Raw genomic sequence first — 25,368 nt, 5'->3', positions numbered from 1 at the left:
GACAGTTTAAAAGAGCAATCTCAACCGCTCGCCAAAATATTAGGATAAATCAGTGACCTCAGCAGCAAGCCTCATCCAACAGCTACCCGAGCTCAGCGATGCTCAATTCTATCAAAAATATTTGAAACAAAAACAAGGGATGCACACCTTGGCGACTATATTGCCACAAGTAGAACAGCAAAGTCTAGCTTTGCGGGCAGTAAAATTAGCTCTAAAAGTAAATTTAAAACTCGGCTCTAAGCTAGCAGGAACGGTAAAGCCAGAATTTCAAACAGCCACCATAAAATTAATCGACAAAATCCCCACTTCGCCGCTGCTCAAAATTCAACTGCTTGCCCTCACAAGTTCCGATATGGCAATTCCGATGCTGGTGGCTGCATTGAACCACAAAGAAAGTGCAGTGCGCCTTGATGGGATTCGGGCGATCGGGAAAATAGGCTCCGAAGCAGCAGTAATTGAATTAGCCCGATCGCTCGAATCCAAAGATTCCCAAATCCAAGCTTGGGCCGCTTGGGCTTTAGGAGAAATTGACTCGAAACCAGCCGCTGTAGCACTGCTCAAAGCCATCAAACACCCAGAGTCTAGGGTGCGCGCCTGGGCTGTTTGGGCTTTGGGCAAAATTAACCGGAAAACAGCCGTCCCCGCGCTGCTGAAAGCCCTCAAACACCAAGACTCCGAGGTGCGCTGGCGGGCGGCCGTCAACTGTGGAAAAATAGGTGTCTCCGAGGTAGTTTCCGGCCTGCTGAATGCCCTCAGAGACGAAAATCACATCGTCCGCGCTAGGGCTGCGGCGGCTTTGGGGAAAATCGGCGATTGTGAGGCCGTACCCGGCTTAATAGAATTGCTTCACGACGATCCAGACTCCTATGCAGTTTCTTTGAGGGCCGCCGAGGCCTTGGGACAAATTGGCACGGAAACGGCTGTGGCTGGGCTGGTGCAAGCCCTCAACCATGACGACTCAGACGTGCGCGGCAGTGCAGTTTCTGCCTTGGGAGAAATCAGCAGCGAGGTGGCTATGGTGGCGGTAATCGGGTCGCTCTCGGATCGAGATATTTTCGTGCGTGGCAGGGCGGCGGTTGCCCTAGGGAACATCAATACAGAGGGAGATGCTAAATTGCCCAAAATGGTGGTCGCGGGACTGGCGAGCGCAATTGGCGACACCGAATCTTATGTGCGGTGGAGAGTTGGTGCTGCTTTGGGGGAAATTGGGACAGAGGAAGCTGTGGCAGGTTTGGTGCGGTTGCTGGGGGACGAAAATTCTGGAGTGCGCCAAAAGGCTGTTAAATCCCTCGGTCAAATTGGCTCAACGGCTGCTATTTTGGCTCTGGAAACAGCTTTAAATCGCGAATTTGCTGACGTTCGTGCGCTGGCCGCTCAATACTTGGCGGATGTCAGGACTGAGGCAGAAACAGTTGATTTTGAACCCTCTGTTTCCCCAGATTTATGGGGTGAAAAACTGCCGAAAATCCTGATTACTTCGGAAGTAGAAGCCAGTGAATACATTGTCGATCGCGCTGCGGGGCGCGAGATTAAATACCTGATCTCGATCGGCAGTCCAGGTGTTCCCGAACCCAAAACTTTTCATCAAATCCCGAACCGAATGTGCCTGGAGTTTAACGACCTCGACACCCCCGTTGACGACCCAGATCAAATCTTGCCTAGCCTTGAGGATGTACTGAAAATTATTGACTTCGCCCTCAAAATGTCGTCGCAGGGAGGCAGTTTGCTCATCTGCTGCCAAAGTGGGATCAGCCGTTCAACTGCCACAGCTTTGATTGTTTGTGCTGCGCTGTTGGGGCGTGGCAAAGAACAGGAAGCTTGGGCGGTTGTGCTTGCCGCCAGACCCCAAGCCAAGCCGAATCGCTGGATGGTACACTTGGCCGATGAAGCTTTGGGTAGAGACGGTAAGCTAGCACTGGCGATCGAATTGACCACCGCAACTCCAGAACTCGCAATCGCCAACAGTTGACCTGCAGAAAGCGGGTTTCTTTTCGCAAGCCCTACAGTTATACTCTACTAACGACACTTCGCCTCAGACTTGTCTTTGCGGGGCAACGATGCCAAAAGTCGATCGCCAGGGTGCAAAAGTTCGATCGGCTGCTGCATTTGTGACATTCTGTGCTATGAAGTTGTCGGATGCTCAACAAAAACCGTCAAGCAATCGTCGCATTGCTGGCAGCCAAAGTCCAAAGCGAAGGAATCGGGTGCATTGTCAACAGACAATATCAGCTTTGGGCTACTCACAGGCAAAACAGGTCTGAGAGAATTTTCTGCCTGTAACATTCCACGCAGGGATAATTCACTGCGGGGATAAAGTTTTATTTTTTTTGCCTGCTGCAGACTTTTACGAGTCGAAAAAGTAATTTGGCAACAGTCCTCAACAGCCTAATTATCTCTTAGACATCAACCGAATTTAAGTTTCTCCTCTGACTCGACCAGAGTTTCAGATGCTTTTTCGCAGATGTCTACCGTCAAATAGACAAGCTTTTCCGTTTGGAGAACTTAAGATCGTGATAGATTTTAACAGAATACAGGGGTTGCATATGTCAAAAATTAACTTGCTAAAAAAAACAGGACACGAAGCAAGTTTCTCGGTTGCCGTTTGGGAAGACCAGGGGGAATTGAATCCAGACTTAGAACCATTTAACCCGCCGAAAACAAACGTGAAAACGCGAAATGTTAACCCAAAAAATACCACTTTAGATAAACAGATGCCAGTTTTTATTTCCGGAGAAGTGGCTTCTATAGAAACCGTGAAGAAAAAAAAATCCAACCATGATTTTGTAGAAAAATTATCCTTAAAAGTCAGCAAAAGTTGGCCATCTAAAATTGGCGGTTTGCCTATCCATCAAAAAATTGGCTACGGGTATTTACTGGCAATAGGAATCGGCTTTCTTGGCTCGCTGAGCGGACTGGTGATTGCCGATTACTACCAAGGACAAGGATTAAAGCAATTCAATGATGCTCATCTACAAGCGCAATTGCTCGGCAATTTTAAAGATGCAGCGCTGGCGGCCCAATTGCAGGGTTCACAGCTAGATTCTTTTGTAGATAATTCGACCAAGCTCAAACAGCAAGAAGAGCAGTTGGTTAAGAGTATTGTTAAGGCGAAAAATCTGCGGTTGCGTATAGAAAAGTTTGCCGACAGCCAACCCGCTTGGCTGGCAGCAAAACCGGAACTTCTCAAGTTTTTGCTGCAAGATTGCACAAAAAAATTAGAAACATACGCCGATACTCTCCAGTCAACCTTGCAGACAATCCAGCAATCGCAACTATCGCCTCCGGAGATAGAGTCTGCCAGAAAATTGCTCGCCATCGAAAGCGGAGAAGGTGTAAAACAGCTCAACAGCAGCCTTGAGGAATTGAGCAAAATCCTCGATATTGCCCAGCAGCAAGAAGGCCAAGGCGGTGAAGTGATGGAAGACGCTCAAGGAATGGAAAAAGCCATAATTATTATTAGTATGCTGCTGTCGGTAGTGGTGGCTGGAATGGTGGCTTACCGGACGAGTCGGGCGATCGCCAAACCTGTGATCAGCGTCACTCAGGTGGCCCAACAAGTAGCCGCTGAGTCTAATTTTGACTTGCGAGTACCCGTCACCGGACAAGGCGAAATCGGATCTCTGGCTGCCTCTCTCAATCACCTAATCGAGCGCGTTTCGGGACATACAAAAGAATTAGAACAAGCTAAGGAAGTCGCCGTCGCGGCTAACACAGCTAAAAGCCAGTTTTTAGCAAATATGAGCCACGAATTGCGGACGCCTTTAAATGCGATTATTGGCTACAGTCAACTACTTTCAGAAGATGCCCAGGATGCGGGATTTGATGAGTTTGTACCCGACTTGCACAAGATTCAGAAAGCCGGCACGCACCTACTATCTTTGATTAACGATATCCTTGATTTGTCAAAAATTGAAGCGGGGGGTATGAAACTCGAAATCCAGGAGTTTGGCATCGAATCCCTGGTTGACAATGTTGCGAGTGCCGCGAAACCGTTAGTAGAGAAAAATGGCAATGTTTTGGAGATTGAGTGCGATCAAACTGTGGGCATAATGCACGCAGATTTCAAAAAAGTCCGGCAGATTTTGATGCACCTGCTGAGTAATGCTGCGAAGTTCACCAAAAACGGCAGAGTGAAACTGAGTGTCAGGCGCATTGAAGGCAGTGGCAAATTGAATACAGCAGGGCGATCGGCGATTGACTATTCAATGGCTGCCGATGAAACTCATTCTGCGGCGATCGCTTGTCCCCTGCTGAATGTTCAAGAGTCGGATTGGATTTGTTTATCTGTTAAAGATAGCGGAATTGGAATGTCGCAAGAACAACAGCACAAATTGTTTGAAGCTTTTGTGCAAGCTGACTGTTCATCAACGCGACCTTACGACGGCGCCGGATTGGGGCTGACACTTAGCCGCCACTACTGTCAGATGATGGGCGGGGAGATTTTGGTAGAAAGCGAAGAGGGAAAAGGGTCTATTTTCACTGTGCGAATACCGGCGGGAAACGGGTGATGTAATGTTTGGGCGAGAGATGTAGGGGGTACGCCGAGGGGCGAAAATGTATGTTTCAAACCTCTGGCTTTATGTCGAAATGCTTTAGTCTTGTCAGTGGGGGCGATCGCACTCTGTTAATTCTAATTGGTTATTTTGCCAATTTAAACAGCACAAACCGCTTGCTGCTGAGCTCCAACCTAAGTCTATGCCGATAAATTTCATATATTTCTGGACGCAGGGGTGGTCAGAAACCGGTTTTTTTTTGCCAAATACTTCGTTACAGCCGGCAAAAACCGCAAAAAACCCGGTTTCTTTGGCTTTGATGCGTCCACTCAACTTTTCTCCTGCTTCTCATCGGATGGTGGGGACTGTTTTTGCATTTGTTTTTGGCGTTCCCTCACCGCTTGTTCCAAAATGAATGCTGACAAGCCGCTGATTGAACGGCGTTCCTCATTTGCCCACTCTTGAAGTAGGTCATAGATTCCTTCTCCGATGGAGGTTGATATGCGTTTAGACATTAGAGGTTAATTGTTTCTTATTTAAGCCGATCGTCATTGTCGAGTATTTTAGACAATTTGGTAAAATATGCGGCAATATGTTGCAATGTGCTGCATTATGCGCTATATTCTTAGAGAGTCAAAAGCCAGCGCTGAACTTTTGCAGGGTCCGCGCTGGCTAATGGTTCCCCAAATACAAGGAGACAATCCACATAAAAGGAGACAACTACTATGGTAAAGCCTGTGAGCGACGGCAGCGAATATAACCGCGGCTATCAACAAGCTTTGAATGATTTTGGCATTACGCAACTGCTGTCGGGTATCCGCAGCTACTCTGATGAGGATTTTGAGGCCGATCGCGCGCGCATGACTGGGCCAGAGATCGAAAGCTTTGCGGTGTTTCTGATTCTGCGCGTCGGGGCGAATCTCAAAGGTAGTACGATCGCCCGCTACCTCAACACTCTCAGAAAAGCAAATTCTCCGACGATCGCCGATCGCCCCGCGATCGAACTCAACTCAAATTCGCGAGGGAAAACACCTGAAAAGTTAAAGGGGGGCGATCGCAATTCTTGGGCGGTCGTCCGAATTTTACCGAATGCGGAGCACTGTACGATCGCGCGTTTTGTCAATCGGCAAGATGCGGACGATCGGCGGAGGGCTTTGTGTCGGTTTATTCCAGGGGGTGTGTTTGAAGTTGTTATGTGCGATCGCACCTAATCAATAAACACTTGTGGACGGTGACAATTGTAGTCCCTCAGCAATTGAAATCGCTTTTGACTTCTTACTCGTATGTGGCGAAGCGCTCCTGGAATGCCAGTAAGAAATCAAACTACAAAAACTCTCGTCCCAGCAGAGTGGGACCCAAGAGTGCAGAGAATATTTAAGCAGGATATTGAAGGCTCGCTGCTATCATAATACCTAGATACTGTAAAAAAGCGATGGCTGCCAAAGACCGATTCCATGATGCTGTTAAACAAGCTCTCTTGAAGGAGAAGTGGGTAATTACGGCAGATCCGCTGATCCTCAAGATAGATCAGGTGAAGTTTGAGGTCGATTTAGCAGCAGAGAAAGTCTTTGCCGCTGAAAAGGCTGGACAAAAGATTGCTGTTGAAATCAAAAGTTTTTTGAATCCATCAGCGGTGACAGACTTTCATTCAGCGTTAGGACAGTTTTTGAACTACCGCTTAGGATTGCAAATGACCGAACCAGACAGAACTCTATATCTGGCAATTCCTCTCGATATATTTGAATCCTTTTTTCAAGAACGATTCACTCAGGAAGCTGTCAGACAGTATCAAGTGAAGTTAATCGTCTACGAACCGATGCAGGAGGTAATCATCGAATGGAAAGAATAGAAGAGTACCGCCAATTTATCCGCCAGTTGCTAACCACTCATGCCACACCAGAGCAAAATTCAGAATTGGATGTTGAATGTCAGCTTGTGTTCGATACCGAACAAGATCATTACCAAATTTTAGACGTTGGTTGGGAGGGATACAAGCGGATTTATAACTGTTTCATTCACGTAGATATCAAGGATGGTAAAATTTGGATTCAACGCAATATGACAGAAGCCGATCTTGGGCAAGAATTAGTCGAGATGGGAGTACCCAAAGAGGATATTATTTTAGGGTTGCATCCACCTTACAAGCGTCCATATACTGGCTATGGAGTTGCTTAGGAAATGCGTAAGGTTCCCCGCCGGAGTGGAAAAACCTGTTGAAATCGAAATAATCAATGGCTGACGCACGCTATAAGTTAATTTAACTGTCTAACGATTAGCATCGAGACTATTTTGGCATCGAATCAACCAGCCCCGACTTTATTTAGAAGGTTGAGAAGGTTGGGGACTTACAATTAATAATTGATCGCCGGATTGACTTTGTTGAATGGCAATCACGGGCGGGCGAGCGTTAGGGTCTTTTTGCTGTTCATTTGTTAAAGCCGGAAACAGATAAATCCAGTTCCCTCTCTCCAAAAGCAACCGCCAAACTCTAGGGTCTTTGGGATTATTGATATCAGTATAATCTCTTTTGCTCAAATCTGCAAATAGACCTGCATCGCCGATCGCCTTAAATCCTTTGGGGTCTAGTCGGAGTGTTGGATCGTCGAGTTTTCTGCCCAAAGAAATGTTGTCTTGCTTGGCGATTAAGGCAACTGCGGGTAAAGACGAATTTTCCCCGGCATCGCGTCGGGCATCGGCAATACCTTGGTGGTATGCTGACCAAAACAACACTAGCAATACCCAACCGACGATGATAATTTCGTCAACGAGCGATCGCAATAATTTGATCGAGTTATATCTATTGACATTAAATTGTTGCCAAGAGTTCAGGATGCGGTAAATCCACTTGAATCTTCTGCCGTAAGGATAGGAAAGCGACCCTGTAATTATGCCATTGATTTTAGCAGGAACTGTCTTGTTTATACTATTAACCAGCCACAAGCTGAGGTAAATCGCCAGGGCTGTCAGCAGAAGGGCGATCACACTTTTGAATATGCTTTTTCCGCCCGCGAAAAACACCTGAAGCGGCACCATAAAAAAAGATTCGACGGGTAAATCGAGAGTCGTTACCTCTAGCTGAAAGAAGGAAAAATAAGACCAGCGATAAATCCAGCCCGTGAAAAACAGGGCAGCACCAAGCAAGCCAAAAACACTGGCCAAGTTGCCTAAAATATTCGATTCGGGGGTAGATTCTGGAGTTGGGAGCACGGATTTACCCTCAAGGGACTGAAGTATGCGTTTATAATGGTAGCGGGTTAACGCTTACCCTTGAAAGGAGTTTAGGGAAGTATGAAACACAGAACAGTTTCTTTTCTAGTTGTAGCACTTTTTACAGTAACGGCGAGTATGGCTGCACGAGTTAATGCTACCAGTCAGGAAGTCCAGAAACGCAATTTGCCATCCGTACAAGCACAGGCTAACGCCAGCGGGCCCATACCCGTAGCGTTGCCGACGCAAGCGGAAATTGTGATGAAAGGGGGCGAAAAAAGAGATGGTAGAGTTGTAGAGATTGATGAGAAAGGGCAAAAATTATGGATACAGGGATCGAGGGAAAAGCGATCGCTCCCCTTGAGTCAAATTGATAAAATAGTATTTCCCAATAATGCGGTGGTTTATCGAACTAATGGGGTGCAGTTTATTCGGGGCGAAAACTCAGTAGATACAAATACTCAAGCGAAATGGAACGGTATTCCGATCGGCGATTTTCGTCTGATAGATGCTGTCAAAGGTCAAGCTGAGGTAAAATTGAGGTCGCCTGTTGTGAATCGGGGGCAATTGCGGGCAATTTTGGCAGTTGCAAAAGATCGGCAATTTGTAGTTGATGAAATGAAATTCGAGCCGCAGAAAAAGACGGTGACTATTTTAGTAACTCCTTATTGATTGTGTTAGGGGTTTAAGACAGCACCGTCCACCGTTGTTTGGGAGCGACTGCAAGGTGATTACCATATCTGATGACTTTGATGAACCATTAGAAGATTTTCAGGATTATATGTAATGAGACTTCTGATGCCTCTCCTATTTAATCGCATTCGGTGAATCAAAAAAAATGAAACGAATTATTAGCAATATTTTGGTTTTGGGTATCTGTTTAACTCCTCTGACTGTACCACCGATGCTGCAACCTAGTAGGGCGCAAAGTCCAAATGCACAGAGTCAAGAAGTAGAGAAACTGATACGGCAAGCAATGGAACAGCAACAGCAAGGAAAATCGCAACCGGCAATAGAAACATGGCAGCAGATTTTAAGCATTGTACGACAATTGAACGATCTAAAAACGGAAGTATCAGTCCTCAATAGGATTGGTATGGTCTACAACAACATTGGACAACCAAAAGAAGCATTAAAATACTTTAACCAAGCTTTGCCAATTTCGCGAGAAGTGCGGGATCGCTATGGGGAAGTTTTGACTTTGACTAATATTGGTTTAGCCTACGACAAACTTGGAAAATTAACAGAGGCATGGGAATACCTTAAGCAAGCTTTGCCAATTTGGCAGGAAGTGCGCGATCGCTCTGGGGAAGCTAGAACTTTGACTAATATTGGTTCATATTACCAGAACACAGGACAACCACAAGAAGCATTGAAATACTATAACCAAACTTTGCCAATTTGGCAGGAAGTGGGCGATCGCTCTGCGGAAGCTTTTACTTTGACTCAGATTGGTTGGGTCTATGACAGCATTGGAAAACCAGAAGAGGCATTGAAATACTATAACCAAGCTTTGTCAATTTCACAGGAAGTACACGCTCGATTTGTAGAAGCTGTTGCTTTGAATGGTATTGGTTGGGTCCACTACAGAATTGGAAAATCAGAAAAGGCATTGGACAACTTTAAGCAAGCTTTAGCAATTTGGCAGGAAGGGGGCGATCGCTCTGGGGAAGCTACTACTTTGAATAATATGGGTTTAGCCTACGACAAACTTGAACAATCAAAAGAGGCATTGGAATATCTTAAGCAAGCTCTAAAAATTAGGCAGGAAGTGAGCGATCGCCCAGGGCAAGCTGCTACTTTAACTAATATGGGTTTAGCCTATAATAACATTGGCAAACCAGAAGAGGCATTGGAATACCTTAACGAAGCTTTGCCAATTATGCAGGAAGGGGGTGATCGCTCTGGGGAAGCTACTACTTTGAATAATATCGGTTTAGCCTACCAAAACATGAAACAACCAAACAAGGCATTGAAATCCTATAACCAAGCTTTGGAAATTAGGCGGCAAGTTGGCGATCGCCCTGGCGAAGCTGTTACTTTAACTAATATTGGTTTAGCCTACCGAGATATAAATAAACCTACTGATGCCATCAAAAACTTGGAGGACTCTATCAAGATTACTTTAGAAATGCGGAGTGGTTTACAGCGAGAAAATCGCCAAAAGTTTTTACAAGCTAATAACTTAACTCCGATCGCCCTCACATCCCTCCTCATCGACCAAAACCAAGCCGATCGCGCTTTTCAATGGGTCAACATCGCCACCACAGCCGATCTCGCCGACTACACCCGCTTAATTGACGCCAAAGTTGCCAACCCCCAAGCACAAAAAGCCATTGACGAGTGGAATCAAAAAAATCAACAACTGCAATTCCTCCGCGGCCAACTCAAAGACAAATTCTCAGAAAATCTCTCCCGACAAATGCGGGAATTAGAAGCAGAAGTCAACCGTCAAGCAGAAGAAATCTCCCGCAGTTTCCCAGAAGTCGCCGAACTATTTGAAACCAAACTCAAAGACATCGCCCAACTAAAAGCAAGTATCTCACCCGGAACCGTTGTCATTCAACCAGTTTTGCTCACAAATATCGGGAATGTCCCCAATACCATCGCCCTATTTGTCTTGACAAAAGACAGTTTAAGTGTAAAAAAAATTACTATTAATCCCGCAGAATTTGACAAACTCCTCACTCAATACCGCGAACAACTGCAAAATACTGGCGACACTAACTTCACCGTAACTGGCAGCAAACTCTACGAAATCCTGATTCGTCCCGTAGAAGACCAAATTAAGGCATTCTTACCCAAACAATTGAGCATCATCGCTACGGGAAAACTGCGATACATCCCCTTTGAAACGCTCTATGACGAACAAACCGATGAATTCCTCATCCAGAAATATCCCGTCAACTATCTCACCCGCATTTCTACCAGGTCAATTCCCGATTCGACATTACAAGGCGGCATCTTAGCATTAGGAAATCCCGTCACCCAAAATCCGCAAAATCTACCCGGTTCCGAAGCAGAAGTTAGAAATATCGCTCAATTATTACCGGGAAGTTCCAGCTATATCGGCAATACCGCCACCCTCGATCAATTCAAAACTCAAGCACCCCGCTTTCCCTTTTTACACCTAGCAACTCACGGCTGTTTCCAACAGGGAGGCTGTCAAAAACTGGGGATGGAGGAAAATACACTGCTATTTGCTGACAGCCAATTCAATATTCGCGATGCGGCGTTATTAGGATTGCAAAACACCAGACTCCTCACCTTAAGTGCGTGTCAAACTGCTATGCAAGCAAATTCTAACGGTGAAGAAATATCGGGAGTTGCATATATATTTGAGCGTGCGGGCGCACAAGCGGTGATGGCGAGTTTGTGGAATGTTGATGATTCAGCTACTCAAGAATTGATGGTTGCATTTTATCAAAATATCAATAAAGGCATGAGTAAAAATGAAGCTTTGCGGCAAGCTAAGTTGAGTCAAATCCAGCGGCATCCGTTTTATTGGTCGCCGTTTATTTTAATTGGGGATGCGCGGTAGTTACTAACAGGCGGAACAGTTAACCCGATCGCATTTTCAGATGTATCTGTATCCGTAAATGCGATCGTCAGCAATTAGGAGTAGCAAGTGTTCACAAAATTCAACCTAATTACCTTTATGGCTCTGCTTCGGAGTCAATTTCCCAGGAAACACGACTTTTCGTAGTTCTTCTGCTCCTAAAACGATCGGTGGACACACCAGCAATAGCAGCCATTGCCAGGGTGCTAAAGGTGCTGTCGAAAAGATGCGGCTCAACAATTCGTTATTGATGACTAGCACTACTAAAATCCATTCAATGAGAATTCCGAGCCAGATTTGTGGATTAGAAAAGAATCCAAGTCGCAAAATTGATCCACGTTCCGATCGGCAAGCAAAGACATTGCCCGTTTGACAAGCCACAACCGATGCCAGAGTCATAGTAATGGCTTGAGTATAGATGGCGATCGTAGCGGCATCTGCTGAACGAGACAGAATGCTTGGCGTTGCTGCTTGTAATTCTGCCAAGTCATAACCGTAACTCCACCACACCACAAAAAATGCTGCCATCGCTAGGGCAGCTTCCAGCAATCCCAAGAAGCCATAGGCGCGCAACAGCAGAGACCGATCGAGAAGCGGTTGCGATTTTTTCCGGGGGGGCTGCTGCATGGTTCCGGCTTCTGCCCGTTCTGCGCCCAATGCCAATGCAGGCACTATGTCAGTTCCTAAATCAATAGCAAGAATCTGCATGATCACCAGTGCAGGAGGAATCTTCAACGCCACCATGAACAGAAATGGTACTAATTCCGGCAGGTTGGATGCCAGGATGTAGGTCATAAATTTGCGGATGTTTTGATGCACGGCTCGCCCCTCCTCGATCGCGACGACGATCGTCGCAAAGTTGTCGTCGGTAAGGACAATATCGGCGGCTTCTCGTGCCACATCGGTGCCATTCATCCCCATCGCGATGCCAATATGGGCAGCCCTTAATGCTGGTGCATCATTGACTCCATCCCCCGTCACCGCAACTACATCCCCGATCGTTTTATACGCTTCCACCAGTCGCAGCTTATGCTCAGGAGACATCCGAGCAAACACTAGCCCCGATCGATATTTAAGAATTTGTTGCAATTGAGCATCCGACAGATGCCCCATGCCTTCACCCGTTACCACCCGTACAGAATCGGTAACTAATCCAATTTTGCGGGCGATCGCCTCAGCAGTCAGTCCATAGTCACCCGTCACCATCGTCACCTTAATTCCTGCCTGATGGCACTGAGCAAGAGCGTCTCTTACCTCTGGACGGGGCGGGTCAAACATCGCCACCAGACCAATAAAAATCAAGTTTTGCTCTAAATCTTGCGATCGCAAATCCAACATTTCACTCCCCCCACGGCGCGCCGCCACCCCCAAAACCCGAAAGCCCTGCTGGGCTAAATCATCGTTAGCCGCAACTATTTCATTCGAGTCGGATTGAGTGAGTTCGGAGAGAGTTCCATTCCGCAAAATAGATGTGCAGTGTCGCAACACTTCCAGCGGTGCCCCCTTGGTAAAAGCCAGGTTCGGCAAATCGCTGTTCCATAGCGCGGACGATCGCCAGTCCAACACCACCGTCATCATCCGGCGACGAGAATCAAAAGGCACCTCCCGCAAGCGGGGAAGCTGTTTTTGCAAAGTTTCCAGATTCAATCCGGCTTTGGCAGCAGCCACCAGCAGAGCCGCTTCTGTTGGATCGCCAATCTCTTGCCAACGGCTAGGCGCTGTCAGGTGAATCAACCGTGCATTCGAGCAAAGTGCCGCCCCGGTGAGCAGCAAATTGACTTTCCAGGATTCTTCAAAATTCGCGGGAATCTGAACCTCACCAGCCGTAGGATCGTATCCAGCGCCCGTCACTTCAATCAGAGTCGCCGTCATCGATGGATGGGATTTCTGTTTGCCGTTAAGAGGTGGTGAGACAGCCGACTCTTGGCTGGCAGGATTTGGGCTGTTCTCCGAAGATTCCCAGGGAAGCCAGAGATAATGCACCGTCATTTCGTTTTTAGTCAACGTTCCGGTTTTGTCGGTGCAGATCACCGTTGTAGCGCTCAGGGTTTCCACAGCCGAAAGACGACGCACCAAAGCATTACGGCGCACCATTCGCCGCACCCCGATCGCCAATGACAAAGTAACCGTCGGCAGTAACCCCTCTGGGACTAGCGCCACAATGATGCCGATCCCAAAAATAAAGCTCTCTTTGAGCTCCATGCCCACCAGCAGGTATGTCAGCAGAAATACTAGAACTCCCATACCAAGGGCGATCGCAGTGATGATCCGCACAATATCAGCAACCTGCACTTCCAAAGTGCTGGGTTCCCGTTTCACCACGGCGGTGAGATGGGCTACGTGACCAAACTCGGTGTGTGCTCCCGTGGCATACACCACAGCAACGCCCCTCCCTGACGAAACCGTCGAGCCTGCGAGCACCAAATTTGGGATTTCCGCCAGATTGACCTTTTCTTGTAAGGGATGTTCGCCCGCTGGTATTGTTTTGCCAGCGCGGATTGATGCAGCTTCGCGCACCCGCACCGGATGAGCGTTACGGGCAACAGGAAGCGATTCGCCAGTCATTACAGAAATATCCAAATACAGGCTTTGATCTGTGACTAACCGAGCATCCGCAGAGACGCGATCGCCCTCTTCCAATTGCATCACATCTCCACGCACCAGTTCCTTTGCCGGAATCTGCTTTAGTTCCCCATTCCGATACACTTTAACCTGCATCGGTAACACGTTCTTTAAGGCCGCTAATGCTTGCTCTGCTTGAAACTCTTGCCAAAAACTGAATACAGCATTAATCCCGATCACCGCCCAGATTGCCCAACCTAATTGAGGGGTTCCCGAAATGAATGCCAAAATCCCTGCCACCCATAGCAGCAGGGCCATAAAGTGCCTTAACTGATCGGTAAATCTCAGCCACAGAGGGCGATGAGCCGGTTCTGGCAACTCATTCGTGCCAAATTTTACGAGTCGATCGAAAGCTTGCTCATCAGATAACCCCTTGTCGCTGATTTCAAAGGATTGATATACATCTTCTGGTGATAGGGTCCAAATTGGTTGATGCGATACTGCCATACATCCCCACCCTAGAAATAGTTAATACAATCATTCTTGGCATATTTTTAGAAGTATTTGTGTAAACTTAATTTTTCTTACAATATCCAGGGGCTCAAACTGCCACAGTACAGATGATTTCTCTACCTTTAATACTGATAATATTGCATCCAGTAGTTCAGGGGGCGAGAATGGGGCTATAAAGCTTGCTGGATAAGGGTTATAAGTTTTAAGTTCCCTTAATAAAATCTGCGCTTATTGCGAACAGAAGTGACCAATTCCTCTACCAATTCCTCACACTCATGAAAGGCGACTATCCCATTGTGACCGTAAAAATATACCCCAAAATTGCTATGTCTTCGTTTAGTTATCCCTGCTTCTTTTTGCCGATAAATATAAGAAAATTTTCCCAAAAGACTTATTTGTTCGCCTTGTAACCCAGCAGTGGTTATTCCGATGGCAATCAACAAGAGTAAACGTACTAATTCATCCTGTGAAGCTTGAGAAGCTTCTCTCGTTATAATCACCAGTTTGACAATCCTTAAACCTCGCTTCAATTCCCCAGCGTTGTTTATAAGCTTTCACAGGCGTTTCTAAAACTCCTAAATTATTCAGCAGATACCAAGATTCTTTTTCTTATTTATTTTTATATTTCCTTCGTCAATATACGGCCAAGTTCAATCGGCCAAACCTTTTTTTGGGGAATGTTAATTTCCGAGAAAAATTCTCCTTGACCGGGGGCTATCTGAACGCTTGAGCAAGAATTAAACTTTCGTCTACGCAGGCGAAAGTTCGTGTCCTTTTTTGACCTTAACACGAACTTCACTCCTTGACGGTCTATCCACTGTGCCAGGTCTACGCTATGGAATTCTCGGTCTCCCACAATCACTATTTGATCAGCTTTAAATAGTTTAATTACAGGGCGCAAGACGATTTGTTGTTCCCTCAAATTACTGGCTTCTTTTTTCGAGAGTAAAATTCCCAAGAGAGGGAAAGCGCGTTTTTGATAAATCGCACTGACCATCAAAATATTATTGTCTTGCCAAGCGGTTCTATCTAAAGCAATAATTAATTCTTTTCCCTTGGGTATGCGTTGACTAATAATTTATTTAATCAGGGTAAAGAAACCAGAACCATACTTAACAGGCGTCAATTTCAAAAAGCATTGTATATGGCGACAGCGACTATTCTGCTGAATTGGTAAAGGTAGTGTCGCTGCTAACGTTTCTATTTTTACTTGCTTTTGCCAGCAGAGTCATACTAATAATTTTAATTTCATCACTTGCGATTTATTCAAGTATTGTTGGCGGTATTTTGGTAGAATTGAGGCAGCGATTTTAATCGCGATATTGTTGAAATAATAAGACCGTTATTTTTTACCATAATCGGGAGGCTGAATTAAGGTTTATTTTTGAGCGAAAAAAGTCAGTTGTCAATAAGCTAATATCTTTTTTACCCCGCCTGAGTCCTACAAGCATTGATTCATATTGGTTTGGAGTCGCTGGTCGCCCCCTGAAATCCAGTAGCTTCAACAAATCTTAACTTCTCACCCTATACCCTATACCTTAAGATAGGGTATATGATTAGTTTAATAGGTTGCAAGGGAGATAATATCAATGTTCCAAGTGGGCGAAGTCTCTCGTCGTTTAGGACTCAATCCACAAACTCTATTCTATATTTTTATGGGCGTATTGGATTGAACCCATCTCCCCAGTGGACTGAAGCGGGCGATCGCCTCTTTAGCCGGCAGGATATGGAACGACTTGCCTTTATTTCTAGTGCCAAGTCTTTAGGGCGAAGTCTTGAGGAAATTAAGGAAATTATAGCGTTGGAAGATGGGCAATTACTCGCCTGTAAAGTCGTCGATGACAGACTAAACAAGAAAGTTCAGGCAATTGAGGACAACATTCGACAATTGCGATCGCTGCATGATGAGCTAGTGCCTTTGGTCGAGCAAGGTCAAACCAAATTAGAGCAGTCCGACCCAACTTATCAATGCCTCGTTCTTGAAAAATAACCAGAAGCAGCGCGCGCTCAAAGAGCATCTTGACTGTAAAACTTAGCTCTACCTGAGCCTATAACTGAACAAAATTACATAAGTAAAAAAGGAGCCATGCTATGAAGGCGATGGAGATGGAAATATTAGGAGCGGGTTGTAAAAAATGTCAGCAGTTGGAAGCTAATGCCAAGGAGGCGATCGCCGCTTTGAATTTAGAAGCTGAAATCCTGCACATCACCGACCCGATCGAAATTGCTAAACGCGGTGTTATGTCTACTCCAGCATTGACCATCAACGGGAAAGTCGTCAGCAAAGGAAAAGTGATCACGAGCGCAGAAATTCAGAGACTCTTACAACTCTAATAATTGGAGAAAAACCATGTTCGATCCGTTTTATCCGTTCGACTGGTTAGCTACTCAGATTGTGACTCGCCTCTTGGGTTTATCTATAAAATCTCACCTCGGAGCCAGTTTACATTTTTTCCTTTACGATGTACCTAAAGTTTTAACATTGCTGATTGTAATCAGTTTTATTGTTGGTACATTTCAAAGCTTTTTAGAACCCGAAAAAGTCCGGCATTGGTTAGAAGGCAAGCGCACCTTCGGCGGGAATATCCTGGCGGCTCTTGTGGGCATTATTACACCGTTTTGCTCCTGTTCGGCGGTTCCTCTTTTTATCGGATTTTTGGAAGCAGGTGTTCCTTTAGGAGTCACATTTTCCTATCTGATCTCAGCACCAATGGTCAATGAGGTGGCGGTGGTGTTGATCTGGGGATTATTTGGGTTGAAGGTTACGCTTCTTTATATCGGCTTCGGCGTTGGATTGGCGATCGTGGCTGGATATACGATCGGATTACTAAAATTAGAAAAATGGGTGGAACCCTTTGTTTGGGAAATTCAAAAATCCCGATTACTAGAGGCTCAAACAGATGAATTTGAATCTAATCAGCTCACTTGGAACCAGCGATTTGAACAGGGATGGTTTCAATCTAGTCAAATTGTGCAATCCGTTTGGCTTTATGTGGTCATAGGAATTGCGATCGGTGCAGGAATTCATGGTTATGTTCCGACTACTTTAGTCACCCAGATAGCAGGACGTGACAACCCCTTAGCCGTTCCTATTGCGGTTATTTTAGGTGTGCCACTCTATGCGAATATTGCTGGTGTGATGCCGATTACTGAAGCACTGGTTAACAAAGGAATGCCCCTCGGAACTGTGTTAGCCTTCACAATGGCTGTTACCGCTCTTTCATTACCTGAGATGGTCATTCTGAAAAAAGTTCTTCGCCCTCAACTTTTAGCTCTTTTCATCAGCCTAATGACTCTTGGCATAATCAGTATCGGCTATTTATTCAATGCTCTTCTTGCTTAGCTGCAACCTACTACAGCAATCCTTGCCGGAGTCGTAAATTTTTCACCCCACCCCAACCCTCCCCGAACTCGCGGGGAGGGAGTAAGAAATTCACAAATGATGCGAGGATTGCTATATCTTAGTTGAGTGCCGCATAGCCTTCTGGGTTCATATGCAGGAAATCTCGACTGTATTTCGGGTCAACAATCCCCTGGGAATTCGCCAATACCTGAGTGCTATCAAAAACAATTACTCGATCGCCTCCTTAATTCCTCTAAACTCTCCCCCACAAAGCCAATCCGCCGCCCCTTCCCCTAGCCGCAATTATCCCATCTTCTACCAGAAAATATGCAAAAAATGCCTGCTTCCCCACACTCAAACTAAAAAATTCCGCCTCCCGCGCTTCTCCACCGCGAATAAATCCTTGATACACAGTTTTACCCAACAATTTCACCGTAATTCTGGTAAAATCAAAAGCTAAAATATTTTTATTAACCAAAAACTTAGTCGGCCCGGAAAGAGTTAGTACGATCGCCCCAACTTGCACCGAATTCTCCACCCTGCCGGTTTCGCTATTCTCTTCCCCTTCAGCAACAGGTTCTGCCGAATAAGCAATTTGAATTTTTGCAATCCACTGAGGGATGTAACGTCCCGCCCCCAAAACAATCCCCGCTTTTTGTCGAGTCTTTTTGGTGCCAGTGATAAAGCAGAGTTGCCAGTTGCCGATTAATTGCTCGAAAGAATAGCGAATTTTATTTTTTTTCGCGTTTTTCTCAGCTTCGAGGAGGGCGGCGACTACAGCTTCGGGAAATGGTTTAGAATTAGATTGGGCAGCTTGTTCTAGAATAGATAGATTTTCCATTTAATAATATACAGATTGGTATTTTAAGGGTGGTGGCTGAGTCTAGATCCCCCTAAATCCCCCTTAATAAGGGGGACTTTGAATGCTTCTAAGCCTGCCGTTTTTAACAAGAACTTTGACTGCTTCTTGTCCCCCCCTTATTAAGGGGGGCTAGGGGGGATCGAGCCTACAGTCAAGTCCTTGCTTCTTCCCCCTTGTGTTTTGGAGGGCTAGGGTGGATCGCATCTGTTAAAGGCGTAAGTCCTAAAGCTGCAAGACATTGATAATATTAGCTGAAGTAGCGGAGAAAAACATGGTTGCGATCGCCCCCACAGACACAGAAATCATCGTCATCGGCAGCGGGATTGGCGGCTTGACGTGCGCTGCAATGCTGGCCCGCTATGGCTTTGAGGTTGTGGTTTGCGAAAGCCATTCGATCGCGGGCGGCGCCGCACACGGTTTTGAACGCGACGGATTTAGCTTCGACTCCGGGCCCTCCCTGTACTCAGGATTATCCTACAGCCCGTCTGCCAATCCCCTGCGGCAAGTTTTGGATGCGATCGGCGAAAAACTCCCCTGCATCACCTACGATACCTGGGGTTGCTGTTTGCCAGAAGGCGATTTCGACACATCCGTTGGTGCGAGTCAATTTGGCGAAGTGCTCGCACAACTGCGCGGCGCGGAAGCAGTCGCCGAATGGCGGCAACTCCAGGGCATCATGGAACCCTACGCCAAAGCTGCCACAGCCTTGCCCTCCCTGGCTTTGCGCTTCGATTTGGGCGCTGTTTTTACCCTCGGCAAATTTGCGCCGGCTTTCCTGAAAAGTGCTGGCGACGCGATCGCACTTGCAGGCCCTTTCAGCAAAATTATGGACAAAAACGTCAAAGATCCGTTTGTCCGAAATTGGCTGAATTTGTTGTGTTTCCTGCTGTCTGGACTTCCCGCCGACGGAACGATCGCAGCCGAAGTCGCTTTCATGTTCGCCGACTGGTATCGTCCCAATGCAGTTTTGGACTATCCGATCGGCGGTAGTGGAGCTCTGGTAAATGCCCTGGTACGCGGTTTAGAGCGCCACGGAGGGCAGTTGCTGCTAAATTCCCACGTTGCAGAAGTTTTGGTGGAAAACAACCGGGCTGCGGGCGTGCGGCTGCGATCAGGCAAAATAATTCGATCGCACAAAGCCGTCGTCTCCAACGCATCCGTTTGGGATACCCTGAAACTGTTGCCTGAAACCTCAATCCCGCAAAGGTTTCGGCAGCAGCGGCAGGCGACGCCAGAGTGCGACAGCTTCATGCACCTGCATCTGGGAATTGATGCTGCCGGAGTGCGATCGGACTTGGCTTGTCACTACATCTTCGTCAAAGACTGGGAAATGGGCGTTTCTGCCCCTCAGAACGTCGTTCTCGTCTCGATTCCCTCCCTCCTCGACCCCCACCTCGCGCCTCCCGGAAAGCACGTCATTCACGCATATACCCCCGGAAACGAGCCTTACGATTTGTGGCAAAAGCTCAATCGCAGCAGCGGAGAGTACAAGCGGCAAAAACAAGCGCGCGCCGAGGTAATGTGGGAAGCCTTAGAGAGAATTATCCCCAATATTCGATCGCGCGCAGAAGTCACCTTAGTTGGGACACCCCTCACCCACGAACGGTTTTTGCGCCGCCATCGCGGTTCCTACGGGCCCGGAATTCGGGCTGGTAACGGCTTGTTTCCCGGGCCGACAACGCCTTTAGCGGGGCTGTTTTGCTGCGGAGATTCGACATTTCCGGGAATTGGTTTGCCCGCTGTTGCTGCTAGCGGGGCGATCGCCGCCAATACGATCGCACCTTTGGACAAACATTTGCAATTGATTCGGGAAGTTATTAGTTAGTTGTTATTAGATATCTCCCATAATTATTGTGGAACAGGCAGGATGCCTGTTCAAAACCTGATTTTTAGGAGATGTCTATTAGTTATTTGTTATTTGTTATTTGTTAACGGGATTATTGAAGGGCTTTCATAGCGAAGGATGCGAACCCAAGAGTAAACAATAATTTGATATTAGTTAGTAAAATGTGACCGATATCTGTCAGCATAGAAATAGATAGTTCGATCGCAAAGAGGCCACCGTGCAACCCGTAGACTTTACAACTTTAACCGCAGCTTGCAGCGAACTGCGAGCCCAATGGCTGCCAGCGCGCTTAGAACAAGTCTACCAGCGCGATCGATTTACCGTGTCCCTGGCGCTGCGTACCATGAAAGGGCGCGGCTGGATTGACCTTTCCTGGCATCCTGTGGCCGCCCGCATCTGCGTCGGCGACCCCCCGCCCCGCATTCCCGATACCTTCACCTTCAGCGAACAACTGCGGCACCAACTCAGCGGTTTAGCCTTAGTTTCCATCGCCCCTGTTTCATCCTGGGAAAGAGTCATCGACTTGCAATTCGCCAAACGTCCCGGAGAACCAGCCCTCTGGCACCTGTACGCCGAAATCATGGGCAAGTACAGCAACGTCATCCTCACCGCCCAAGACAACCTCGTTGTCACCTGCGCCCACCAAGTCAGCGCCAAACAGTCCACCGTCCGTCCCATCCAAACCGGGCAACCCTACGAAATGCCCCCGTCGTTGACCGATGCAGTGCCGAGTTTGAGCGAATCTCAAAACCGCTGGCAATCACGAATTAGCCTGGTTCCTGGGCAATTAAAGGGCAATCTGTTGAAGAATTACCGAGGGATGAGTAAAGCCTTAGTTTTGGCAATGATTCGATCGGCTTCTTTAGACCCCGAACAATCCACCGACAGCCTCAATCCCGACGACTGGCAGCAACTATTCCAGCGCTGGCTATACTGGCTGCAATGCCTAGAAAACTCGAAATTTCACCCGAGTTTTACCCCCGAAGGCTACACAGTCATCGATTGGCCGACACCAGAAAATCAAAATGTACGGGCGATGCCCCCGTACTCGGCGCCCTCTAATTCTTCCTTCCTGACATCCGTTAAATCCGTTACAGTATCCGTTGCCGAACTTCCTTCTTCGGTTCAAGAAATACTTAACAGCTACTACACAGGCCAAATCAATCAAGAAGTATTCGCCCAACTGCGGCATCAGCTTACCCAAAAACTCAACAACGTCCTAGCCAAACTGCGCCTCAAAGCCAACACATTTAAAGAACGATTGCAGCAATCTGCAGACGCCGACACCCACAAATCCCAAGCCGACTTGCTGATGGCTTCTTTGCAGCATTGGGAACCGGGAATGAAATCAATTTCTCTCCCCGACTTTGAAACCGAAAAACCAGTTGTCATTTCCCTAAACCCGGAAAAAAACGCCGTTCAAAACGCTCAAGCCCTCTACAAAAAACACCAAAAACTTAAAAGAGCCCGCATTGCAGTAGAACCTTTGTTAGCCGCCGTACAGGAAGAAATCGACTATTTAGAACAAGTTGAAGTCGCACTTTCAGTATTGGAAACCTACCGCAACACCCAAGATTTGCAAACCCTCGCCGAAATCCGCGAAGAACTGATCCAACAAAAATATCTAGATGTACCAGATTACCGCAGTACCGACAAAAATGCTGCGATCGAATTTCACCGCTACCAAAGCCCCAGCGGCTTTGAATTATTAATCGGGCGCAACAACCGCCAAAACGACCAACTCACTTTTCGCACCGCCAACGACTACGACTTGTGGTTCCACACCCTAGAGATTCCCGGAAGTCACGCTTTGCTGCGTCTGGAACCCGGTACTGTGGCTGAAGAAACCGATTTGCAATTTGCCGCCGACATGACTGCTTACTACAGTCGCGCCCGCCACAGCGAACAAGTCCCGGTGGTTTATACAGAACCGAAATATGTATACAAGCCCAAAGGCGCAAAACCGGGTATGGTTGTATACAAGCAGGAGCGGATTGTCTGGGGTAGACCGCAGCAAGCTCCGGCATAATTTATATAAAGTGAGTAAAAGGGTCGATCGGCAATCGAAACTTCGTTTTTACCTCAAATAACCTGTTTGGAACCGATAAACCTACGCAGAAACCGGATTTTTGAACCTAGGGTTGATTATACAAAGTGACTGGGAGTGCGATCGCCCCCTAATATCAAATCCGGTAGCATCGGAATTATTCATCTCTGTATTCTCTCCCTCTGCGTTCTCTGCGCCCTCTGCTGTTAAATCATTCCGATGCAACCGGAAACGATATCACAATTTATATTCGCCTGTAATGTAAAGTTTTATTACAAAACTTTACATTTTGTTGATAAAGTACCCCTTAAGAGAGATGATATTTCTTTTAGAACCCTTTGCAAAGAAACGTGCAACTTGGGTTTCCTCACTGTGAGAAAAACACTGTGGGAACACAACGGATTTAACTATTTGTGCAGACCAGCTTTAGCTAAAGCTGGTCGTTTCTGTTTAAACCTTAAACCCAAGCCCCCACCGATTGTAGATTGGCGATTTTAGATTTTAGATTAAAACCGCCAATCTAAAATCTAAAATCTAAAATCTAAAATCCCCAAGGCCCGCTCTTAGAAAGTAAACGTGGTTCTGACAACCCCAATCACCAAATCAGAATTATTCTTATTGTGGTCGGGAGCAGTCAGCCAAATCAAACCAGGAGTGATAGCAATATTATCGCTCAACTTAAACTGATAAAAACCTTCAACGTGCAGCGAAGTATCCTTATCTTCCGGCAAAGTCCGATTAGTAGAACTCGTCACCCGCGGCTCCATACCTACCACAATCCCCGCCACATTTCCTTCTTTCAACAAATCAGGAAAAGCCAAAGTAACTGCCCAGTTCCAGATTTTTTGATCGCCCCGCTGCACAGAACCCGTAGGAGTAGCCAAGTTGGATAAAATGCGCTGGTTGGTGTAACCCGCCCAACCGCCAATTGCAAATCTCCGGTTCAACTGCCACGAAGCTTGCGCGCCGTAGGAATTGCTAGAAACTGGGAGAGTGCTATCGCTGTCGAACCCGAAGGAACCGAGACGCGCCGGGAAATTAGAAGCATTGCTGCCTGTACCGGTAACAAAGTTGTAGGAGTTAACGTAAGTTAAACCTAAAGCCATGCTCTCGCTCGGTTTGAAAGTCAACTGAGCCAAACCGCCGTAAGAGCCGTTAAACAAACCATTTCCCCGCGTCGGGTCCGCAGCATTGCCGGCCAAATATCCCAAACTCAGTTCCAGTTTTTCCCCAAACTGATGCCGCAGAGCGATGCCAGAACCACCAGTCAAATAGTAAATTGGGTTGCGAGTACCGAAGTTAGAAAGAGCGCCGTAGCTGCCGTCTCCGTCAAAGTAAGGGTTGACAGTGTTGGTAAAATCATCAGCAGCGCCGGCGTTGGCTTCTAGAATTACAGTAGTGCTTTTGCCGATAGGGAATTGGTAAAGCAGCGCATCTAAACCTACGGTATTGCTAGCCTCGCCAAAAGGCCCAGCATTAAACCGCAATTCCCCTTCAGCGGTTTTCGTATTATTAGTAGAAAACGAACCCAGATTCAAAACTTGCAGTCGAGTTCTCAGCAAATCTTCTCCAGAGAAACTCGTGTCGAAATTGATACGAACCCTGCTGCCAAAAGCCGTCGCTTTATCGGCATCGTTACCTTCAGCATCCTCTCCCCTGGCGATACCCGCCAAACCAAATATCACTTCGCCGTTGAGTTTAGTCGTAGTCGAAAACTGATTTGCTTCTAATTCAGAGGCGCGCGCTTCCAAAGCATCGACGCGGCCACGTAAAGTTGCCAATTCCGCCGCAAATTCTTCTTGCAACCTTTGCACAGAAGCCAAATCTTCTCGCGTCGCCAGATTTCTGGAACCGCCTTGAATCAGCTCACTAACTTTATCCAAACACGCATTTAAACCTGCGGCAAACTCGTAGCGAGTCATCGCCCGGTTACCGCGAAAAGTGCCGTCAGGATAACCAGCTATGCACCCGTAGCGCTCTACTAGAGACTGCAAAGCTTGGAACGCCCAATCTGTGGGCCGAACGTCGGAAAGTTGCGAAACAGAGGTTACTTGGCCGGCCGCATCTTCGCTGCTACTGCCTTCTGTGCTGTATTCGTTGATTTGTTCTAAAACATTTGACTGTGCTGGAGGTTGGGCATTTGGATTTGGCGATTGGGAAATCTGCTCTTGGGCGCTTAAATTAGTCGGTGTAGCGGCGGGTTGGGTTTCGCTTAAGTTTGCGGGCTCGACTGCGGGAATTTGCTCCGCGACAGGTTCTTCGGCACTGAAATTTGCGGGCGCGACTGCGGGTTTGGTTTCGCTTAAATCCCCTGCAACTGCGTTTTCCGGTGCTTTTGCTTGTTCGGCAACTGGGGCAATCGGCTCGTTAGCGTTAGCCAAGCGATCCGAAGGAAAGCCCTCGTAGAGGTTCGCACTTTCTTTCTCAATAGTTTCAACAGTCAAGTTGCTAGCTAGCGACGCTGCTTCGCCTGTCTCAGCCTTTGCTGTTTCAGCCTTTGCCACCTCGGTTGCAGCACCTGCTAATTGCAATTGATCAGCTTGAGCTATGGTGGCAATTTCTACCTGTTTCTCTGCTGCTAGCGCCGTCGAAGATACGACTAAACTTGCTGCCAATACAGCGGGACTAACTAAAAGTCCCTTCCACAAAAATTTGGACATTTTTTCCTTACACCACATTGAGCCGATCGCCCGTTCCGAAGATTTAGGCACCAGCAAATCACCTTCAATATTCTGCCTAATAGTAATTCTTGTCAACAATCGGGGAAATCACTGTCGGAGAGTGCAGTTTGGCTGTGGCTGATTTGACAAAAACTCCGTTTATTCCCAAAATCCTTGGTTTGAGCTAAATAGTTACATAGAAACCTGGTTGATGGCCCGATATTGCGTAAGTTATCCCTCACTAAGACTAATATTGACAGCACTGGCGCTAACAAA

20 protein-coding genes are annotated in these 25,368 nt (G+C 46.9%); 13 read left to right on the top strand and 7 right to left on the bottom strand.

Annotation, left to right across the window (positions count from 1 at the left end; all coding sequences use genetic code 11):
• Window positions 1–52: 52 nt before the first annotated feature.
• The 3 genes from Q5691_RS13335 to Q5691_RS13325 all read left to right on the top strand — a co-directional run bounded on the left by Q5691_RS13335 (window position 53) and on the right by Q5691_RS13325 (window position 4,508).
• Window positions 53–1,969: a HEAT repeat domain-containing protein gene (locus Q5691_RS13335; protein WP_333345162.1), complete on the top strand. Its 1,917-nt coding sequence runs from the start codon at window positions 53–55 to the stop codon at window positions 1,967–1,969.
• 88 nt (window positions 1,970–2,057) lie between these two features.
• Window positions 2,058–2,261, top strand: coding sequence for a hypothetical protein (locus Q5691_RS13330; protein ID WP_333311275.1), 204 nt, complete (start codon window positions 2,058–2,060; stop codon window positions 2,259–2,261).
• 282 nt (window positions 2,262–2,543) lie between these two features.
• Window positions 2,544–4,508, top strand: coding sequence for an ATP-binding protein (locus Q5691_RS13325; protein WP_333213190.1), 1,965 nt, complete (start codon window positions 2,544–2,546; stop codon window positions 4,506–4,508).
• A 93-nt stretch (window positions 4,509–4,601) separates the two neighbouring features.
• Here Q5691_RS13325 and Q5691_RS13320 read toward each other — a convergent pair whose 3' ends face one another.
• Together Q5691_RS13320 and Q5691_RS13315 are read right to left on the bottom strand one after the other, a co-directional pair.
• Window positions 4,602–4,826, bottom strand: a complete 225-nt coding sequence (locus tag Q5691_RS13320) for a hypothetical protein (protein ID WP_333213189.1) — start codon at window positions 4,824–4,826, stop codon at window positions 4,602–4,604.
• On the bottom strand, window positions 4,823–5,008 hold the full coding sequence (locus tag Q5691_RS13315; protein WP_333108585.1) for a ribbon-helix-helix domain-containing protein: 186 nt from the start codon (window positions 5,006–5,008) through the stop codon (window positions 4,823–4,825). Before Q5691_RS13315 ends, Q5691_RS13320 begins: the two co-directional genes overlap by 4 nt.
• Before the next feature lie 210 nt (window positions 5,009–5,218).
• On the opposite strand from Q5691_RS13315, the gene Q5691_RS13310 reads away from it, so the two are divergent.
• The 3 genes from Q5691_RS13310 (at window position 5,219) to Q5691_RS13300 (ending at window position 6,668) form a co-directional block, all read left to right on the top strand.
• Window positions 5,219–5,704, top strand: a complete 486-nt coding sequence (locus Q5691_RS13310) for a hypothetical protein (protein ID WP_333213188.1) — start codon at window positions 5,219–5,221, stop codon at window positions 5,702–5,704.
• A 221-nt stretch (window positions 5,705–5,925) separates the two neighbouring features.
• Window positions 5,926–6,342, top strand: coding sequence for a XisH family protein (locus Q5691_RS13305; RefSeq protein WP_333213187.1), 417 nt, complete (start codon window positions 5,926–5,928; stop codon window positions 6,340–6,342).
• Entirely contained in the window at window positions 6,330–6,668 is a 339-nt protein-coding gene (locus Q5691_RS13300; RefSeq protein ID WP_333213186.1) for a XisI protein, read from the top strand. Before Q5691_RS13305 ends, Q5691_RS13300 begins: the two co-directional genes overlap by 13 nt.
• Window positions 6,669–6,809: 141 nt before the next feature.
• Here Q5691_RS13300 and Q5691_RS13295 read toward each other — a convergent pair whose 3' ends face one another.
• On the bottom strand, window positions 6,810–7,700 hold the full coding sequence (locus tag Q5691_RS13295) for a hypothetical protein (RefSeq protein ID WP_333213185.1): 891 nt from the start codon (window positions 7,698–7,700) through the stop codon (window positions 6,810–6,812).
• A gap of 81 nt (window positions 7,701–7,781) precedes the next feature.
• Here Q5691_RS13295 and Q5691_RS13290 point away from each other — a divergent pair, with 81 nt between their 5' ends.
• Both Q5691_RS13290 and Q5691_RS13285 read left to right on the top strand, forming a co-directional pair.
• The gene (locus Q5691_RS13290) at window positions 7,782–8,372 is read left to right on the top strand and encodes a hypothetical protein (protein ID WP_333213184.1); all 591 of its coding nucleotides are present in this window, start codon (window positions 7,782–7,784) and stop codon (window positions 8,370–8,372) included.
• Between the two features lie 166 nt (window positions 8,373–8,538).
• The gene (locus tag Q5691_RS13285) at window positions 8,539–11,241 is read left to right on the top strand and encodes a CHAT domain-containing tetratricopeptide repeat protein (RefSeq protein WP_333213183.1); all 2,703 of its coding nucleotides are present in this window, start codon (window positions 8,539–8,541) and stop codon (window positions 11,239–11,241) included.
• Window positions 11,242–11,346: 105 nt separating this feature from the next.
• Here Q5691_RS13285 and Q5691_RS13280 read toward each other — a convergent pair whose 3' ends face one another.
• Window positions 11,347–14,328 carry a cation-transporting P-type ATPase gene (locus Q5691_RS13280; RefSeq protein WP_333345159.1) on the bottom strand — a complete coding sequence of 994 codons (2,982 nt, stop codon included), beginning with the start codon at window positions 14,326–14,328 and terminating at the stop codon, window positions 11,347–11,349.
• A 625-nt stretch (window positions 14,329–14,953) separates the two neighbouring features.
• Window positions 14,954–15,331 (bottom strand): transposase, encoded by a 378-nt coding sequence (locus Q5691_RS27680; RefSeq protein WP_445305828.1) that lies wholly within the window; start codon window positions 15,329–15,331, stop codon window positions 14,954–14,956.
• 672 nt (window positions 15,332–16,003) lie between these two features.
• On the opposite strand from Q5691_RS27680, the gene Q5691_RS13275 reads away from it, so the two are divergent.
• The 3 genes from Q5691_RS13275 to Q5691_RS13265 all read left to right on the top strand — a co-directional run bounded on the left by Q5691_RS13275 (window position 16,004) and on the right by Q5691_RS13265 (window position 17,677).
• On the top strand, window positions 16,004–16,324 hold the full coding sequence (locus tag Q5691_RS13275) for a MerR family DNA-binding protein (RefSeq protein WP_333311267.1): 321 nt from the start codon (window positions 16,004–16,006) through the stop codon (window positions 16,322–16,324).
• Between the two features lie 101 nt (window positions 16,325–16,425).
• A complete protein-coding gene (locus tag Q5691_RS13270; RefSeq protein WP_333345157.1) occupies window positions 16,426–16,668 on the top strand; it encodes a thioredoxin family protein in 243 nt (80 codons plus the stop codon).
• A gap of 16 nt (window positions 16,669–16,684) precedes the next feature.
• Complete coding sequence (locus Q5691_RS13265) at window positions 16,685–17,677, top strand: permease (protein ID WP_333345155.1); 993 nt, start codon at window positions 16,685–16,687, stop codon at window positions 17,675–17,677.
• Window positions 17,678–17,930: 253 nt separating this feature from the next.
• Here the strand turns inward: Q5691_RS13265 and Q5691_RS13260 are convergent, their stop codons facing one another.
• Entirely contained in the window at window positions 17,931–18,518 is a 588-nt protein-coding gene (locus tag Q5691_RS13260; RefSeq protein WP_333345154.1) for a hypothetical protein, read from the bottom strand.
• 292 nt (window positions 18,519–18,810) lie between these two features.
• On the opposite strand from Q5691_RS13260, the gene Q5691_RS13255 reads away from it, so the two are divergent.
• Window positions 18,811–20,364 carry an NAD(P)/FAD-dependent oxidoreductase gene (locus tag Q5691_RS13255; protein WP_333345186.1) on the top strand — a complete coding sequence of 518 codons (1,554 nt, stop codon included), beginning with the start codon at window positions 18,811–18,813 and terminating at the stop codon, window positions 20,362–20,364.
• 238 nt (window positions 20,365–20,602) lie between these two features.
• On the top strand, window positions 20,603–22,414 hold the full coding sequence (locus Q5691_RS13250) for an NFACT RNA binding domain-containing protein (RefSeq protein WP_333345152.1): 1,812 nt from the start codon (window positions 20,603–20,605) through the stop codon (window positions 22,412–22,414).
• A 581-nt stretch (window positions 22,415–22,995) separates the two neighbouring features.
• Here the strand turns inward: Q5691_RS13250 and Q5691_RS13245 are convergent.
• A complete protein-coding gene (locus Q5691_RS13245; protein ID WP_333345184.1) occupies window positions 22,996–25,092 on the bottom strand; it encodes an iron uptake porin in 2,097 nt (698 codons plus the stop codon).
• Between the last annotated feature and the right edge of the window lie 276 nt (window positions 25,093–25,368).

Origin of the sequence: Microcoleus sp. w1-18aA5, assembly GCF_036701705.1 — a bacterium.
Classification (GTDB): domain Bacteria; phylum Cyanobacteriota; class Cyanobacteriia; order Cyanobacteriales; family Microcoleaceae; genus Microcoleus.
This window is presented reverse-complemented; position numbering and strand designations above follow the sequence as displayed.

Bases quoted from the DNA above. Each gene is read 5' to 3' on its own strand.
- Q5691_RS13305 (WP_333213187.1), top strand. From the start codon at position 5,926: ATGGCTGCCAAAGACCGATTCCATGATGCTGTTAAACAAGCTCTCTTG.
- Q5691_RS13330 (WP_333311275.1), top strand. From the start codon at position 2,058: ATGCCAAAAGTCGATCGCCAGGGTGCAAAAGTTCGATCGGCTGCTGCA.
- Q5691_RS27680 (WP_445305828.1), bottom strand. From the start codon at position 15,331: ATGGTCAGTGCGATTTATCAAAAACGCGCTTTCCCTCTCTTGGGAATT.
- Q5691_RS13265 (WP_333345155.1), top strand. From the start codon at position 16,685: ATGTTCGATCCGTTTTATCCGTTCGACTGGTTAGCTACTCAGATTGTG.
- Q5691_RS13260 (WP_333345154.1), bottom strand. From the start codon at position 18,518: ATGGAAAATCTATCTATTCTAGAACAAGCTGCCCAATCTAATTCTAAA.
- Q5691_RS13290 (WP_333213184.1), top strand. From the start codon at position 7,782: ATGAAACACAGAACAGTTTCTTTTCTAGTTGTAGCACTTTTTACAGTA.
- Q5691_RS13280 (WP_333345159.1), bottom strand. From the start codon at position 14,328: ATGGCAGTATCGCATCAACCAATTTGGACCCTATCACCAGAAGATGTA.
- Q5691_RS13310 (WP_333213188.1), top strand. From the start codon at position 5,219: ATGGTAAAGCCTGTGAGCGACGGCAGCGAATATAACCGCGGCTATCAA.
- Q5691_RS13325 (WP_333213190.1), top strand. From the start codon at position 2,544: ATGTCAAAAATTAACTTGCTAAAAAAAACAGGACACGAAGCAAGTTTC.
- Q5691_RS13300 (WP_333213186.1), top strand. From the start codon at position 6,330: ATGGAAAGAATAGAAGAGTACCGCCAATTTATCCGCCAGTTGCTAACC.
- Q5691_RS13315 (WP_333108585.1), bottom strand. From the start codon at position 5,008: ATGTCTAAACGCATATCAACCTCCATCGGAGAAGGAATCTATGACCTA.
- Q5691_RS13255 (WP_333345186.1), top strand. From the start codon at position 18,811: ATGGTTGCGATCGCCCCCACAGACACAGAAATCATCGTCATCGGCAGC.
- Q5691_RS13270 (WP_333345157.1), top strand. From the start codon at position 16,426: ATGAAGGCGATGGAGATGGAAATATTAGGAGCGGGTTGTAAAAAATGT.
- Q5691_RS13245 (WP_333345184.1), bottom strand. From the start codon at position 25,092: ATGTCCAAATTTTTGTGGAAGGGACTTTTAGTTAGTCCCGCTGTATTG.
- Q5691_RS13285 (WP_333213183.1), top strand. From the start codon at position 8,539: ATGAAACGAATTATTAGCAATATTTTGGTTTTGGGTATCTGTTTAACT.